Consider the following 15,498-nt stretch of genomic DNA (forward strand, 5'->3'; position numbering starts at 1 on the left):
CTGTAAGTTAATAGCATTAAGACAAACACATTAAGATAATAACAAGGAACATAAAATGATCCATCATACCAAGGCAATTAACAGCTATCTTGATTACGTTAAAGTTCAATTGCCCATCATCCAAGCGCCGATGGCAGGTGTTCAAGACAGTAAACTTGCTATCGCCGTGTGCCAAGCAGGCGGACTCGGCTCACTCCCCGGCGCCCTGCTCAGCCTACAAAAAATTGAAAGTGAAATTGTGAGTATCCGTCAAGCGACTGATGCCCCCTTTAATGTCAATTTTTTTGCGCATCAACAACCTGACTATACCCAAGCGATGCAAGAAAAATGGTTGAATGCCCTACAACCTTATTATCAAGAATTTGGTTTGACGCAAGACGAGATAGCCACGACCGGTGGACGTCAGCCATTTACCCATGAACAAGCAGCACTATTGGCGGATTTAAAAGTCCCTGTAGTGAGTTTTCATTTTGGGCTACCGGACAAAAATTTGTTAAATATCGTCAAAAAATCCGGGGCGATTGTGATATCGTCCGCCACCACGCCTGCAGAAGCGCGCTGGTTGCAAGCCAATGGGGCGGATATGATTATCGCGCAAGGGTTAGAAGCAGGGGGGCATCGGGGTATGTTTTTAAGCCAAGATGTGACGCTGCAAGCGGGCACTTTTAGCCTATTGCCCAATATCATCCGCTCTGTCAGTTTACCGGTGGTTGCGGCAGGTGGTATCAGCGACAACGCTACCGCACAAGCAGCATTTGCTATGGGCGCTAGCGCAGTACAGGTGGGTACGGCATTTTTGCTGGCAGAGGAGTGTGATACCAAAGACTTTCACCGCAAGGCGCTGCAAAGTGAGCGAGCCGAACACACCGCTTTAACCAATCTATTTAGTGGCGGCTTAGCACGCGGGATTGTCAATCGCTTTATGCAAGAAACGGGGTATATTAGCAAGTCTGCACCGCCATTTCCCCATGCATCGTTCGTCAGCAACCCCATTAAAGCCAAAGCCGAAAGCCTGGGAAGTGATGAGTTTAGCTCACTGTGGGCAGGGCAAAATGCAAGATTGGCGAAAAGTGGTACAGCAGATAAAATTATTCAAGATTTACTGGGCTACTAATTGCAAAAAATAATCTTGATATATTTTGTTAGTAAAAAAAACGTGAGTCGCAGCACTCACGTTTTGTTGAATGAACAATTTAGAAACCTAATGTTTTGCCATCAGGATTTCTTGGGTCAGAATAGCCATAAAACCCAGAATCATCAGCTTGAATAATCTGAATACGTCCCATTGGTGCCTTAGTAACAACTTTATGACCTTTGTCTTGCAACAATTTTATCGTATCAGGACTAATGCCTTCTTCAACTCTAAGCTCATCGGGTAACCATTGGTGATGAACGCGTGGTGTAATTATCGCTTCTGCGGGATTCATTTCATGGTCAATCGTATTAACCACACTTTGCAATACAGTCGTGATGATACGAGCCCCACCTGGACTACCTGTCACAAGCCAAGGTTTATTATTTTTCATGACAATCGTTGGTGTCATTGAAGACAGTGGACGTTTTTTTGCTTCAATCGCATTGGCAGTACCGCCCACTAGACCAAACGCATTTGGCACACCTGGTTTCACTGAGAAATCATCCATTTCATTATTGAGTAAAATCCCTGTGCCTTCTGCAACAATGCCACTACCAAAGTTAAGATTTAATGTATAGGTGACAGCAACGGCATTGCCCGCTTTATCCATGACGGAAAAATGCGTAGTCTGGTCACTTTCATAAGGTTGTGGTTTACCAGGTTTAATGGTTGATGAAAGTCTTGCTTTATTATCATCAATCGTTTTGACTCGTTCATTAGCATATGCTTTCGATGTTAAACCTGTGACAGGGATTTTGACAAAATCCGGGTCGCCCAAATATTCTGAGCGGTCAGCATAGGCTAATTTCATACTCTCTGCCATGTGGTGAATATTTTTGGCACTATTTACCCCATCTTCTTTGATAGGGTAATGCTCAAGCATATTTAATATCTCAATCAAGTGTACACCACCCGAACTTGGGGGTGGCATGGTAACAACTTTATAGCCTCGATAATCACCAATAATTGGCTGCCGCTCAACAACTTTATAGGCTTTTAAATCTTCAAGTGTCATTGTGCCACCATGTAATTGCATTTCTTTGGCAATTTTTGTAGCGATTTCACCTTGATAAAATGCTTTTGCCCCTTGTTTGGCAATCAAACGCAATGATTTCGCCAAGTCTTTTTGTACCAACAAATCACCAGATTTAAGCGGTTCACCGTTTTTGAAAAAAATCGCTTTGCTAGATGACCATTTACCCAGTGTTGATTTTTCTTCTTTTAACGTCTGTGCCAATACATCACTGACAATAAAGCCTTTGTCTGCAAGCTTAATCGCAGGCTCAAGTACTTTAGATAATGGCATTGTACCCCATTTTTTTAGCGCGTATTCCATCCCAGCTACCGTACCAGGCACACCTGAAGCGTCATGCGTGAACAATGATTTTCCATCAATAACATTACCTTGATTATCAAGGTACATATCACGGCTAGCTTTGGCTGGCGCAATTTCGCGAAAATCAATCGCAACATCTTTGCCAGTTTTATCATCATGCAACACCATGAAACCACCACCACCAATGTTGCCTGCATTTGGCAAGACGACTGCTAAGGCAAATCCAACCGCGACCGCCGCATCGATAGCATTCCCGCCTTGTTTTAATATATCCAAACCAACTTGCGTTGCTAGCCCTTGCTCGGAAGCCACCATACCATTTTTACCATAGACAGGATGAAAGATATCATTACTGCTATCGTAGCGATTTGCCGCTAACTGGCTAACATTGGTGGCTGGTTGTGGTAATAGTTTGCTTTGGGCAATGGGTGATATCACCAACATTAAAGCCAATGACAGATTGGTTAAAATCAGTTTAGGTTTTAGTCGCATGTCCCTATCCTTCTAAATTACTAGTTGATGTTGTAGCAGATACAAATAATATGTATTGCTACAATATACAGAATCCTTTCACAAAAACGTCATATTAAATTGTGACAAAAATATTTTTGTTATCTGACCAATTTGTTAATTTTTCTAACGGATATCTAAGTTATAAGTATTTACCACAATCTGCAAGCTTTTTTAACTGCCATACCCCATCAATTAAAGATTGCTATCGTTTATTAAGTCTGTGATGTAGCTTAACCACATTGCCCATAATTAAAATCGCTGGGGCGGGCAAGTTCGCCTCACGTTGTTTTGCCACGATGGTCTCAAGCGTGCCTGTCAAAACTTGCTGATGCGGCAAGCTGGCATTTGACACAATCGCAATCGGCGTACTAGGATTTTTTCCTGCGTCAATCAAGCCACTCGTAAGTTTATCAAGCTGTTTTAACCCCATATAAAAAACCACGGTTTGGTTATCATCAAGCCAGCTGGCAAAGTCTTCATTGATGGTATCGGTCTTAAGAGAGGCGGTAACGAACTTGACAGAGTGCGCATACGCACGGTGAGTCAATGGAATACCGGCACAGCTTGCCGCCGCAGTGGCTGCGGTAATGCCAGGCACGACTTCAAAATCAACCCCAGCTGCAACCAATTGCTCGGCTTCTTCGCCGCCCCGCCCAAACACATACGGGTCGCCACCTTTGAGACGTAACACGCGTTTTCCTTGCTGCGCCTGTTCGACCAGTAGCTCATTGATTTTTTCTTGCCTTACCGCATGATCACTGGCTTTTTTGCCCACGTAGATTTTGGTAGCATCACGCCTGCACAGATCGAGAATCTGCGCTGAAACCAAATTATCATAAAATACCACATCCGCTTGTTGCATCAATCGTAGCGCTTTAAAAGTTAGCAAATCAGGATCGCCTGCCCCTGCACCCACAATATACACTTTGCCAAGCTGTGCTTTATCGGCAGGCTGGTTGTTGGCGTGCTGCTGTAGCAAAGTTTCAAGTTGGCTTTCAGCTTTGCTTAGGCTATTTGTATTGCCTTCAAATACCGATTCTGCGACTTGTCCTTCAAAGGCTTGCTCCCAAAACTTACGTCTAGCCGTCACATTGGGCAATGCAGCTTTTACTTTATCGCGAAATCTACCTGCCAACCCTGCCAATTCACCATATTGCGGTGGCACCACTGTTTCGATTTTGGCTCGCAGCAGTCTTGCCAGCACAGGGGCTTTGCCTGCACTGGATACCGCAATGGTAATCGGATTGCGGTCAACGATGGCAGGAAAGATAAAGGTACATAGCGGTGGATTATCGACAACATTGACTGGGATAAAACGGGCTTCACAATCATGAAAAATCTGTGCATTCACCGTTTCATCATCGGTACAAGCAATGACGATGGTTTGTTTATCCAAATATTTTTGCTGATAAACATCGTTAATCAATTGATGACGAGAATCACTAAATTGCTCGGAGAGCCTTGGCTCATAGCTCGGTGCGACAAAGGTGATTGTCGCGCCAGCTTTATCGAGCAAATCCGCTTTACGCAGTGCCACTTCCCCACCGCCAACCACGAGTACGGGGCGATTTTCGAGTTTAAAAAATAGCGGTAAGGTATTCATAGACATTCTCAACATTAGATAGTGACAAGAACAATTAAGCCGAACCGAAGTTCAGCTTAACATTATCATACATACTGCCCATCAAAAATTATAATTGTGTGTGTAGACCACATTCACGGTTCTCTTCTACCTTGGTAGGGTCAAAGTAATCATGTTCATTTGGCAAATCATGCTCTTTTAAGTAAGCTTCTAAGTCATCTTCTGACCAATGGAACAATGGCGCTACTTTTAACACGCCGTCTTTGCTTTCTGACAACACGTCAAGCGATTGACGAAATTCCGTTTGGTCTTTACGAATCGCATTAATCCACACATCAGGGGCAATTTCTTTTAACGCACGTCCAAATGGCTCAAGTTTCACTTGTTGGGTGAATTTTTCGTGCGCTGGGTTGTTGACGCTAGGTACACCATTGAACTCGACATCACGCCAAGCTGCGGTTTGTTGTGGCAAGTAGGTAATCACGTTTAAGTTTAGACGTTTAATCAAATCTTGCGCATGGCGGTAAGTGGCTTCAGTGTTGTAGCCAGAATCCACGAACAATACTTTGATATCAGGACGTTGTTTGGCAACCATCTCTAACAGTACCACTTCGTAAGGGCGAAAGTTGGTAGTGATGATAGGATTACTACCTTGTGCCAGTGCCCAAGCAATGATTTCCTCTGGGGTTTTGCCATTCAATTCTGCGTTGGCTTTGTCTAGATCGATATTTAATTTATTGCTCATTGGATTTCCTGATGTTTTATGGTGAAAAATTGGGATACGCTATGCTAATCAATTATGCGATGTTTAAAAAATGATTTTTAATGATATTATTATGAAAATTTAGAATTAACAAATTGACTGGCAGTGCATCAACAAAAACAGGGTTAGAAACAAGAAAACAGCCACTTGCGAAAATTAAAAAAGCGAACCCTTAGATTCGCTCAATCTTAGCATGATTCAACAATTAATTAGCAAAAATCGGTAATTGCGTCACACTGCGACCTGTATAACGGTGTTTGATATCGACAAAATAATCAAACCAACTGGGGTTAAAATCGCTGTCATCAATATCAAACTCACTAAACCCTACTTCGGTGAGCAGCTGCAACGTATCTGGCAAGATATCACCGCTAGCGCGCAACACAATAGCGGAGTTATAACTAGGGTGTTGCTGAATCTTTTGCGCCAAACTATAACCGCGTCCATCACGAAAACCATGAAAATCAATCACAATCACCGACAATAGCGGCATCACTTTGGCAAAGTCCTGTTGCAAAAACTGATAATCACTCGCGCCCGATAAAATAATACCCAGTTTTTTATCGCCCAACCGATGAGACAGTGCTACCAAATCATCCGCTTCTAACTGTGGTTTTGGCGGATTTTTCTCGCTAAATTCGACAGGGCGATAGTCCACCAAAATTTCAGTGATATCTGAGGCATACTGGGATGGGTCGATATGCTCGATTTTTTGCTCATGAATACTCACGCTCACTGACTTGACATTATCAATCACTTGGCTTTGGTTAATGAGTGCCATGGCTTATCCCTCCACCGGCTGTTCTGATTTGTCACGATATACATACTCTTTAAATGGCTCAATACCGATACGATCGACCACTTCGGCAAATGTTTCACTACCAAAGTCGGTATCCGCCGCTTGACGGTATTGAAGATAGACTTGCAGGATATCATCCACTGTCGCCGCAACCGCATCGACAGGCACGGATTTGCCCAAAATATCGCCTAATTTGGCGTTTTGACCCGATCTACCACCCAGCGAGATTTGGTACCAATGTTCGCCTTTTTTATCAACGCCCAAAATACCGATATCGGCGACATGGTGATGCGCACAGGCATTCATACAGCCTGACATGTTTAGCCGAATTTCACCAATATCATGGACAAAGTCTGCGTCTTGGAAATATTGGTTGACTTGGTTGACGATATTTAAGGTACTGGCATTGGCCAATGAGCAATAGTCAAAGCCTGGACATGAGATAATATCCGTCAATAAGCCAATATTTGGGCGGGCAAGGTCGTATTGTTTGAGCACCTGATAGACGTCATATACTTCTTCAAGTTTGACATCCGTGAGCACCAAGTTTTGATGATGGGTGCCGCGCACTTCACCAAAGCTGTATTTATCCGCCAAATCAGCCACCACGCGCATTTGGGTGGCGGTGATATCGCCGGTGTCTTGCATAAAGTGTTTGAGTGAGATAATCACCACGTGATAGCCTTTGACTTTATGCTCGCGGGTATTTTGATTAAACCAACGCACAAACTCGCTATCTTCAAACTGGGCAGCCAATTTGTCTTGGCTAGCTTGTAATTGTTGTTGGCTAAATGTTTGATACGCTGGCTGTGGAAAGAAGGTTTTGGCGTGTTCAATTTGTTCAGCTGTCAGTGTTAATGCACCATCTTTATTGTGTTTTTGCCAATCTTCTTCCACGATTCGTGAAAACGCTTCGGCGCCCATACTTTCTACCAAAATCTTGATACGGGCTTTGTATTTATTGTCACGGCGACCGTATTGGTTGTAGACACGTAAGATGGCATCTAAATAAGAGAGTAAATGGCGTTCAGGTAAAAACGGACGAATCACTTTGCCAATCACAGGCGTGCGCCCTAGACCACCGCCCACAATCACTTCAAAGCCGATGTCACCTGCGTCATTTTTGACGACATGCAGGCCAATGTCATGCAGCTGGGTCGCCGCACGGTCTGAGCGAGTACCGATAACCGCAATTTTAAATTTACGCGGTAAATAGGTAAATTCTGGGTGAAACGTTGACCATTGGCGAATGATTTCACAATATGGGCGCGGATCGGCGATTTCATCAGCCGTCACACCGGCAAACTGATCGGTGGTGGTATTGCGGATACAGTTGCCCGAGGTTTGAATCGCATGCATTTGTACCGATGCCAATTCTGCCAAAATATCGGGTACTTCTTCTAATTTTGGCCAGTTAAATTGCATATTGGTACGGGTGGTGATATGACCATAGCCACGGTCGTATTTTTCGCTGATGTCGGCAAGTTTACGCAGTTGATACGTCGCAAGCAGACCATAAGGAATCGCCACGCGAAGCATCGGCGCATGACGCTGAATATATAGACCGTTCATCAGGCGTAATGGCAAGTACGCTTCTTCACTGAGCTCGCCAGCCAAAAAACGTCGGGTTTGGTCGCGAAACTGCTCGACCCGATCGTCTACCAATTGTTGGTCAATTGCGTTGTATTTATACATGCGGATTCCTATGTCACTAATACAAATTCTAATTACAAATTAAATTTAAAACTTTTAGCTTTTGCAGCCATTTCAACTGGGTGAAATTTTAACCTGCCTATCATAAATGCCCAAGGGGTTTTTAGTAAATTCCATTTTTACATAAATATATCGAGTTACTGCATTTATTATTGCGAACCGTAATATTCTATTATACGCTACCTTAATTTTTTTGAACCGTCTGTTTTTTTGACACGTTAATTTTGACCCGCTAATATAGGAAATCCGATGAGCCAAAGCGCCACTTCAACTCTCCATTCTCTAAGCCAACTAGTACCACCGCACGGTAGTGACACATTAAAAGAAAAATTACTTAAAGGCGATGCGCTAACCGCTGCCCAGCAAAAAGCCAAAAATCTCCCAAAAATCCAAATCAGCTCCCGTGAAGCCGGTGATTTGATTATGCTCGGTATTGGCGGCTTTACCCCGCTAGATGGTTTTATGAACCAAGCAGACTGGCAAAGCGTATGTGACAATATGCATTTAACCACTGGCGACAATGCGGGCGTATTTTGGCCCATTCCTATTACCCTATCGACCGATACTGCCACTGCCGATACGCTAAACCCAGGTGATGACATTGCGCTGGAATACCAAGGTGAAATCATGGGGATTTTGACCTTAAGCGAAAAATACCGCATTGATAAAGCGCACGAATGCCAAACCGTCTTTGGCACCACAGAAATTGAGCATCCCGGCGTTGCCATGGTAATGGCACAAGGTGATGTCAATCTAGCTGGCGATGTGGTGGTGTTAAGCGAAGGCGAATTCCCGAGCAAATATGGTGATATCTACCTCACTCCGGCACAAACCCGTGACATCTTTACTCAAAATGGCTGGAAAACCGTCGCTGCTTTCCAAACCCGTAACCCGATGCACCGCTCACATGAATACCTTGCCAAAATCGCCATTGAAATCTGTGATGGCGTACTCATTCATTCATTGCTTGGCACATTAAAACCTGGGGATATTCCTGCGGACGTCCGCCAAGAAGCCATTGGTACATTAATCGACCATTACTTCCGTAAAGACACCGTCATCCAAGCAGGCTATCCACTGGATATGCGCTATGCAGGTCCGCGTGAAGCATTACTACATGCCTTGTTCCGTCAAAACTACGGCTGTAGCCATTTGATTGTCGGTCGTGACCATGCGGGCGTGGGTGATTACTATGGCGCGTTTGATGCGCAGCATATTTTTGATACACTTAAACCGAATGATTTAATCACTCAACCGTTAAAAATTGACTGGACATTCTGGTGTGACGCTTGTGACTCGATGGCATCGACCAAAACTTGCCCACACGATGCCAGCCATCATGTCAAAGTCTCAGGTACCAAATTGCGTAAAGCCTTATCTGAAGGAGAAGACGTGCCTGATAACTTCAGCCGTCCAGAAGTGTTAGCGGTACTTCGTAACTACTATGAAGGCTTAGAAGATCATCAAAAACATAAAGTTGAGCTAACAGGGCACTCTGCAAAATAACTATTGCGCGGTTTAACGCTTATCAATCGATTAAAAGGGTATGTCATAATACCCTTTTTTTTATCCAGCCTTTAGCAAAAAAATTAGCAAAAAAAAGAAGCACGCGGCTTCTTTTTTTATTGCTTAACTAAGCTAAATTTAACTAGGCTAAATCACATATTCGACATGCGAATCTTGCAGAAAATTGGCAACAAAATGACTCGAGGGATGATTGACTAGCGTCTCATAATCACCAATTTGCACGATTTGACCTTGGTTCATCACCACAATTTCATCGGATAATTCTGCCGCTTCTTCTTGGTCATGGGTCACTAAAATACTGGTGACACCGAGCTCATGATGAATTGAGCGCAGCCAAGCGCGTAATTCTTTACGCACTTTGGCATCGAGTGCGCCAAATGGCTCATCGAGTAACAACAGCTTTGGCTCTACCGCCAACGCACGCGCCAATGCGATACGCTGACGCTGACCGCCTGAGAGTTGATGCGGGTATTTTTTTGCGGTTTGGGATAGTTGCACGAGCTCCAGCAGATGATTGACCTTTTTGCTGATTTCCGCGTTGCTTAGGCGTTTGTTTTTTGGCATGACGGTCAAGCCAAACGCCACGTTATCAAACACGGTCATGTGGCGAAATAACGCATAATGCTGAAACATAAAGCCGATATTACGCTGCTGCACAGGCACATCGGTCACATCTTCACCATCAAACAAAATACGCCCCGTATCGGCAAGCTCAAGCCCTGCGATGATGCGCAGTAAGGTTGTTTTACCACAGCCTGAAGGTCCCAAGAGCGAGGTTAATTTGCCCGTCGGTACGGTTAAATTAATCGGTTGTAGTGCAGTAAAGCGACCAAACTGTTTGGTGATATCACGGATTTCGATACTCATGGTATTCTCTTAACTTTTTTACTTTTTAAATTTCATCAATGTTATTCATCATTGGCAGACTGACGTTTAGTCAACGCCTGCTGCACGATTAAGGTAACGAGCGCCAACAACGCCAACAAACTCGACAACGCAAACGCCGCCGTCATGTTGTATTCATTGTAGGCAATCTCAACCAATAGCGGCATGGTATTGGTTTCACCGCGGATATGACCTGAGACCACACTCACCGCGCCAAACTCACCCATCGCACGGGCATTGGTCAAAATAATACCGTATAGCAATGCCCATTTGATATTAGGCAGCGTTACCCGCCAAAACATTTGCCAGCCTGACGCGCCGAGTGTTAATGCCGCTTGCTCTTCACTGCTGCCCTGCGACTGCATCAGCGGAATCACTTCACGCGCCACGAATGGAAAAGTCACAAACATGGTGGCAAGCACGATACCGGGAATGGCAAAAATCACCTGAAAACCAAAGTATTCTAGCCAGCCGCCAAGCCAAGTATTGGCGCCCAGTAGTGCCACAAACATCAAGCCTGCGACCACCGGCGACACCGAAAATGGCAAATCTAGCAGCGTGGTGAGGAATTGTTTACCTTTAAAATCAAATCGGGTCAATAGCCAGGCCAATGCAATCCCAATCACCGTATTAATCGGCACCACAATCAGCGCCGTAATCAAGGTAAGCTTAATGGCCGATAATGCCTCGTGATCTGTCAAGGCAGCCACATACAACTGCCAGCCAGATTTTAAGGCTTCATAAAACACCGATATCAGCGGAATCACTAGCATCAGCGTCATAAACGCCACCGCAATACCAATTAAGGTATAACGTAGCCATTTCGGCTCACGGGTTGCGGCTTGGGTTTGGTAAGGATATTGGCTACTGTCTATCATACACTTGCCCCGCCCATACGTTTGGTAAACAGCCATTGTAAGGCATTAATGGCAAATAAAATCACAAACGAAATCATCAACATAAATAAAGCAACCGCAGCAGCCCCTTGCACATCAAAGCTTTCAAGCTTACCAATAATGATTAACGGTAAAATCTCAGATTTCATCGGTAAATTACCCGCAATAAAAATCACCGAGCCATACTCCCCCGTCGCCCGCGCAAACATCATGCCTGAGCCCATCAGCAAGGCAGGATACAACTCTGGCAAGATGACCCGCCTAAAAGTTGTCAATCTCCCAGCGCCCAGCACCGATGCCGCCTCCTCATATTCTGGCGACAGCTCCGCAAGCACAGGTTGCACCGCACGCACAATAAACGGCAAACTCACCACAATCAGCGCCAACCAAATACCAATGGGAGTAAAAGCGATTTTAATGCCGAATGGCGCAAAAAACTGCCCGATTAAACCATTGGGTGCATATAAGGTTGCTAGCGAAATACCCATTACCGCCGTTGGCAAAGCAAACGGCAAATCCACCAGCGCATTTAAAATCGACTTTCCCCAAAACTCATAGCGCACCAATACCCATGCAATCAGCGTACCAAATACCAAATTGGTCAATGTCGCTAGCAATGACATTTTTAGCGACAGTTCAATCGCGGCCTTGACGCGCGGCTCGGCAATGGTTTTAATAAACCCTGCCACGCCAATATCGGCGGTCGTCATTACCATTGCCACAAATGGCAACAGCACGATAATCGATAATGCCAATACACTGATGCCCAAACTCAAATTAAAAAACGGCATGATATGGCGCTTTTTATTGCGTTTTAAGGGTGAGTTGGGTGTTTTAGGCTGATTGTTTGATGTTAAATCGGCTTGATGGTTAGCATTGATGCTTGCCATGCAGGGCTTCCTTTACTAATAATCGGTAGGCAACGTGAGAATTTAAAATAATAAACATACAAAAATAAAAATTCAAAAATAAAGATACAAAAAGCTCTGTATCCAAAATCTTAAGCACGGCTATAGTACCATCTCACTTTGATTTTCCAAACTATATTTATGCGCTTTAAATATTCTTAGCTAGAATAAAAAACCAGAGCCGAACTCTGGTTTTGTGAGGTAAAAACAGCGAACTATTTTGCCGCAGGTGCCGATGCTATGGTGCTCGTTGGGCTGGCTAGTTGGTCAAAGACTCCCCCATCTTTGAAGTATTTGGTCATGATATCCGTCCAGCTACCAAATTCGGCATTGGGGCTAAAGGTGGTAAGCGCGGGTAATTTATCTTGATTTTTAGCCAGTACCGCTGCATCACTTGGGCGCAGGTATAAATCTGCCGCCAATTGCTGGGCAGGCTCACTCCATAAATAATCAAGATAGGCTTTCGCTGCGTCGTTGGTGCCTTTTTTATCGGTCACTGATTTGACAATCGCCACGGGGTTTTCTGCTGATATGGTATAGCTTGGATAGACGATTTGCACATCGCCTTTACCAAACTGTTTGACCGCGAGATTGGCTTCATTCTCAAAGGTGACTAACACATCGCCAATTTGACGTTGTAAGAACGTCGTAGTCGCCGCACGCCCACCATTTTCATACACCGGCACGTTTTTGAGCAACTCTTTGACAAAGCTTTTGGTTTTACTTTCATCTTTATTAAAACTATGTAAGCCGTAGCCATACGCGCCTAAGAAGGCATAGCGCCCATTACCCGTGGTTTTTGGGTTGGCAAGTACGATTTGTACACCTGGTTTTGCCAAATCAGACCAGTCTTTGATTTGTTTTGGGTTGTCTTTACGCACCAAAAACACGATGGCACTGGTATAGGGTACTGCTTTATTTGGGAATTGGCTTTGCCAATCTTGCGCTACCAAGCCTTTTTTCACCAACAGCTCTACATCTGAGCCTTGATTCATACTCACTACGTCCGCTTGCAGACCGTTGGCCACTGCTAACGCTTGTTTACTAGAGCCACCATGCGATTGCTGAATATCGATGGTTTTGCCGCTATTTTTTGCTTCATAGTCTTTGATAAACATTGGATTGTAGCTTTTATAAAAGTCACGAGCGACGTCATAGGAGACATTGAGCAGTTTAATACCGCCTTTATCGCTCGCGCCTGCATTTGATTGCGTAGCGGCTTGACCTGAAGCGGCTTGTTGGTCTTGCTGGGTGGGCGCACGTGAACAGCCCGCTAGACTCACGCCTAATAACGCTAGACTTGATAGCACGGCTACGGTTTTGTGTTGAACCTTAGTTTTTTTTTGAAAATTAATAGTCATCATGGTCACCCCTCATCTCAATGTATAAAAATCAATATATAATGTTAAATGTTAAATTCATTCATACTATTTTACAAAAAAAGCGTCGTCAAGCAAAAACAATATTATTCTTTATCCATATTCCACTTCTGAATATTACATCATAAAATATAATGTAATATTTAAAATTAAAGATTGAGCAAACTGAATCCCATTTGCATCACACCTAAATCACAAATGTCACGTTGTCAGCGTTATCATTTTCCCCTACAATTTTATTTTTAATTATCAAGAATTCTCCATGGCAAAAGCTTCCAAAACTGTTATCAAATCAATTGAAGAACAGCTCGCACGACTGGATTTGCAAACCACCTCATTAAATCAGGCTGATGACGTATTTTTGGCGCTGCTTGACGATAGTGAGCCTGATAATAAAGCAACTGCAAAGCGTGGCAGTGTTGATAACTTAAGCGTTGATAACTTAAGCGATTGTGACTTTAGCGAACAATTAGCCATTCAAGATCGCGATAGCCAACTGCAACAGGCGTTAAGCGATACTGTATTGTCACTGAGTGATTATCTATCCGCTGTGCAGTTGGTGATTAGTGAAACGTTTGCCCATACCGTTTGGGTAAAAGCTGAAATCCGTAGTCTGTCAGCCAAAGGCGGTCACTATTATTTTGAATTGGCGGATAAAGATATTGATGGCAAAGTCACCGCCAGCTGCCGCGGCACGCTATGGCGCGGTCAAGCAGCCAAAGTACTGTCAAAGTTTGAAAAAAACACTGGCATGAGCCTTGAGCGAGGCTTGAATGTATTGCTCAAAGTCTCAGCCACGTTCCATGCCCAATATGGCTTTTCGCTAAACATCGTCGATATCGACCCCACCTACACACTGGGCGATTTGGCAAAGCAATACCAAATGATTTTAACCAGACTGCATGAAGAAAGGCTGCTCGATCTCAATAAATCGCTCCCCATGCCGTTTGATATTGAGCATGTGCTAGTCATCGCGCCTGAAAAAGCTGCAGGGCTAGGCGATTTTCGCGCGGATGCCGACAGGCTCGCTAGCACAGGGGCGTGTATTTTTCATTATGAGCACGCCACTTTTCAAGGCAATCACGCCCCTGAAGACATCCGCCAAGCCATCATTAAAGGCATGAAAAATCTGAGCAAGCAGCATATTACCGCAGATTTGATAGTGATTATCCGGGGTGGTGGCGCGGTGGGCGATTTGGCCTATCTCAATGATTACGAACTTGCCGCGCTGGTGGCAGAGCAGCCGATACCGGTATGGGTTGGCATTGGTCATGAGCGTGACCGTGTCATGCTAGATGAAGTGGCACATCAAAGTTTTGATACCCCATCGAAGGTTATCGCAGGTATTCGCAATCATTTGCTCACTATTACCCAAGGTGCCAAACAACATTTTTTGACCATCGAGCAAATTGCTAAATCTAGCATCTTGCAGGCACGCCGTGATAGCGAACAACAACTTACCAAGATACAATCGGCAGCGCAGCGACAATTATCTGCCGCTAAACTTGCCATGGACAACCAATTTGTACAGATTCGCCAGCTTGCCTATCAACAAATCACAACGGCTCGTCAATCGACCGATCGACTGCGTGAGATGACATTGTTACAGCATCCGTCAACTGTATTAACCCGTGGCTATGCGATTATCAGAACCTCGCATCCTGCATCAAATACGGTGATGACTTCGATTGCCCAAGTTGAACCCAATTCAACCATAACCATTGAACTACAAGATGGCTATCTACAAGCCACCGTCAATGCCAAACAATCAAAAAACTGACCTATCCATCAAGGAATAACCATGACCGAGCCAACCGATTTTAAAAGCGCCTATGAGGTGTTAAAAACAAATGCACAGCGCTTGCAAAATAGCCAAGAACCCAACATCGACGCACTGATGACCATTGTAGCGGAGTCCATTGACGCCTATAAAGTATGCCAAGCGCGAATTGATGCCGTCGAAGCCTCGCTTAATCAAGCATTTGAAACAGACTAAGTCACAATCAAGCAGAAAAGCAAAATAAAAAAGCCACTATCGAAGGATAATGGCTTTTTAGTTGGG

The 15,498-nt window shown here is 44.3% G+C and carries 12 protein-coding genes and 1 pseudogene; 4 read left to right on the forward strand and 9 right to left on the reverse strand.

Going from position 1 to position 15,498, the window contains the following annotated elements:
- The first annotated feature begins 55 nt into the window (after window positions 1-55).
- Window positions 56-1,114, forward strand: a complete 1,059-nt coding sequence (locus ACH0AB_RS03565; protein ID WP_406877201.1) for an NAD(P)H-dependent flavin oxidoreductase — start codon at window positions 56-58, stop codon at window positions 1,112-1,114.
- Window positions 1,115-1,193: 79 nt separating this feature from the next.
- Here ACH0AB_RS03565 and ggt read toward each other — a convergent pair whose 3' ends face one another.
- From ggt to ACH0AB_RS03590, 5 genes are all read right to left on the reverse strand, one after another.
- Window positions 1,194-2,963, reverse strand: coding sequence for a gamma-glutamyltransferase (gene ggt / locus ACH0AB_RS03570; RefSeq protein WP_406877202.1), 1,770 nt, complete (start codon window positions 2,961-2,963; stop codon window positions 1,194-1,196).
- A gap of 223 nt (window positions 2,964-3,186) precedes the next feature.
- Window positions 3,187-4,587, reverse strand: coding sequence for a siroheme synthase CysG (cysG, locus tag ACH0AB_RS03575; protein ID WP_406877203.1), 1,401 nt, complete (start codon window positions 4,585-4,587; stop codon window positions 3,187-3,189).
- 88 nt (window positions 4,588-4,675) lie between these two features.
- Window positions 4,676-5,311, reverse strand: coding sequence for a phosphoadenosine phosphosulfate reductase domain-containing protein (locus ACH0AB_RS03580; protein ID WP_007115334.1), 636 nt, complete (start codon window positions 5,309-5,311; stop codon window positions 4,676-4,678).
- A gap of 223 nt (window positions 5,312-5,534) precedes the next feature.
- Window positions 5,535-6,110, reverse strand: a complete 576-nt coding sequence (locus ACH0AB_RS03585; protein ID WP_406877204.1) for a DUF934 domain-containing protein — start codon at window positions 6,108-6,110, stop codon at window positions 5,535-5,537.
- Window positions 6,111-6,113: 3 nt separating this feature from the next.
- Entirely contained in the window at window positions 6,114-7,823 is a 1,710-nt protein-coding gene (locus ACH0AB_RS03590; RefSeq protein ID WP_406877205.1) for a nitrite/sulfite reductase, read from the reverse strand.
- Window positions 7,824-8,090: 267 nt separating this feature from the next.
- Here ACH0AB_RS03590 and sat point away from each other — a divergent pair, with 267 nt between their 5' ends.
- Complete coding sequence (sat, locus tag ACH0AB_RS03595; protein WP_406877206.1) at window positions 8,091-9,347, forward strand: sulfate adenylyltransferase; 1,257 nt, start codon at window positions 8,091-8,093, stop codon at window positions 9,345-9,347.
- A gap of 177 nt (window positions 9,348-9,524) precedes the next feature.
- On the opposite strand, the pseudogene ACH0AB_RS03600 reads toward sat, so the two are convergent.
- From ACH0AB_RS03600 to ACH0AB_RS03615, 4 genes and pseudogenes are all read right to left on the reverse strand, one after another.
- A pseudogene (locus tag ACH0AB_RS03600) lies at window positions 9,525-10,235 on the reverse strand (sulfate/molybdate ABC transporter ATP-binding protein); the annotation flags it as partial.
- A 41-nt stretch (window positions 10,236-10,276) separates the two neighbouring features.
- The gene (cysW, locus tag ACH0AB_RS03605; RefSeq protein ID WP_076776614.1) at window positions 10,277-11,131 is read right to left on the reverse strand and encodes a sulfate ABC transporter permease subunit CysW; all 855 of its coding nucleotides are present in this window, start codon (window positions 11,129-11,131) and stop codon (window positions 10,277-10,279) included.
- Window positions 11,128-12,039, reverse strand: a complete 912-nt coding sequence (cysT, locus tag ACH0AB_RS03610) for a sulfate ABC transporter permease subunit CysT (protein WP_198001245.1) — start codon at window positions 12,037-12,039, stop codon at window positions 11,128-11,130. Before cysT ends, cysW begins: the two co-directional genes overlap by 4 nt.
- A 233-nt stretch (window positions 12,040-12,272) precedes the next feature.
- Window positions 12,273-13,421, reverse strand: coding sequence for a sulfate ABC transporter substrate-binding protein (locus tag ACH0AB_RS03615; RefSeq protein ID WP_406877207.1), 1,149 nt, complete (start codon window positions 13,419-13,421; stop codon window positions 12,273-12,275).
- A gap of 277 nt (window positions 13,422-13,698) precedes the next feature.
- Here ACH0AB_RS03615 and xseA point away from each other — a divergent pair, with 277 nt between their 5' ends.
- Both xseA and xseB read left to right on the forward strand, forming a co-directional pair.
- Window positions 13,699-15,216: an exodeoxyribonuclease VII large subunit gene (gene xseA, locus ACH0AB_RS03620; protein ID WP_406877208.1), complete on the forward strand. Its 1,518-nt coding sequence runs from the start codon at window positions 13,699-13,701 to the stop codon at window positions 15,214-15,216.
- A gap of 21 nt (window positions 15,217-15,237) precedes the next feature.
- Entirely contained in the window at window positions 15,238-15,432 is a 195-nt protein-coding gene (gene xseB, locus ACH0AB_RS03625; protein WP_076776608.1) for an exodeoxyribonuclease VII small subunit, read from the forward strand.
- The last annotated feature ends 66 nt before the right edge of the window (window positions 15,433-15,498 follow it).

This window comes from Moraxella sp. 179-F 1C4 NHS (assembly GCF_045370505.1).
Taxonomy (GTDB): Bacteria; Pseudomonadota; Gammaproteobacteria; order Pseudomonadales; family Moraxellaceae; genus Faucicola; species Faucicola tetraodonis.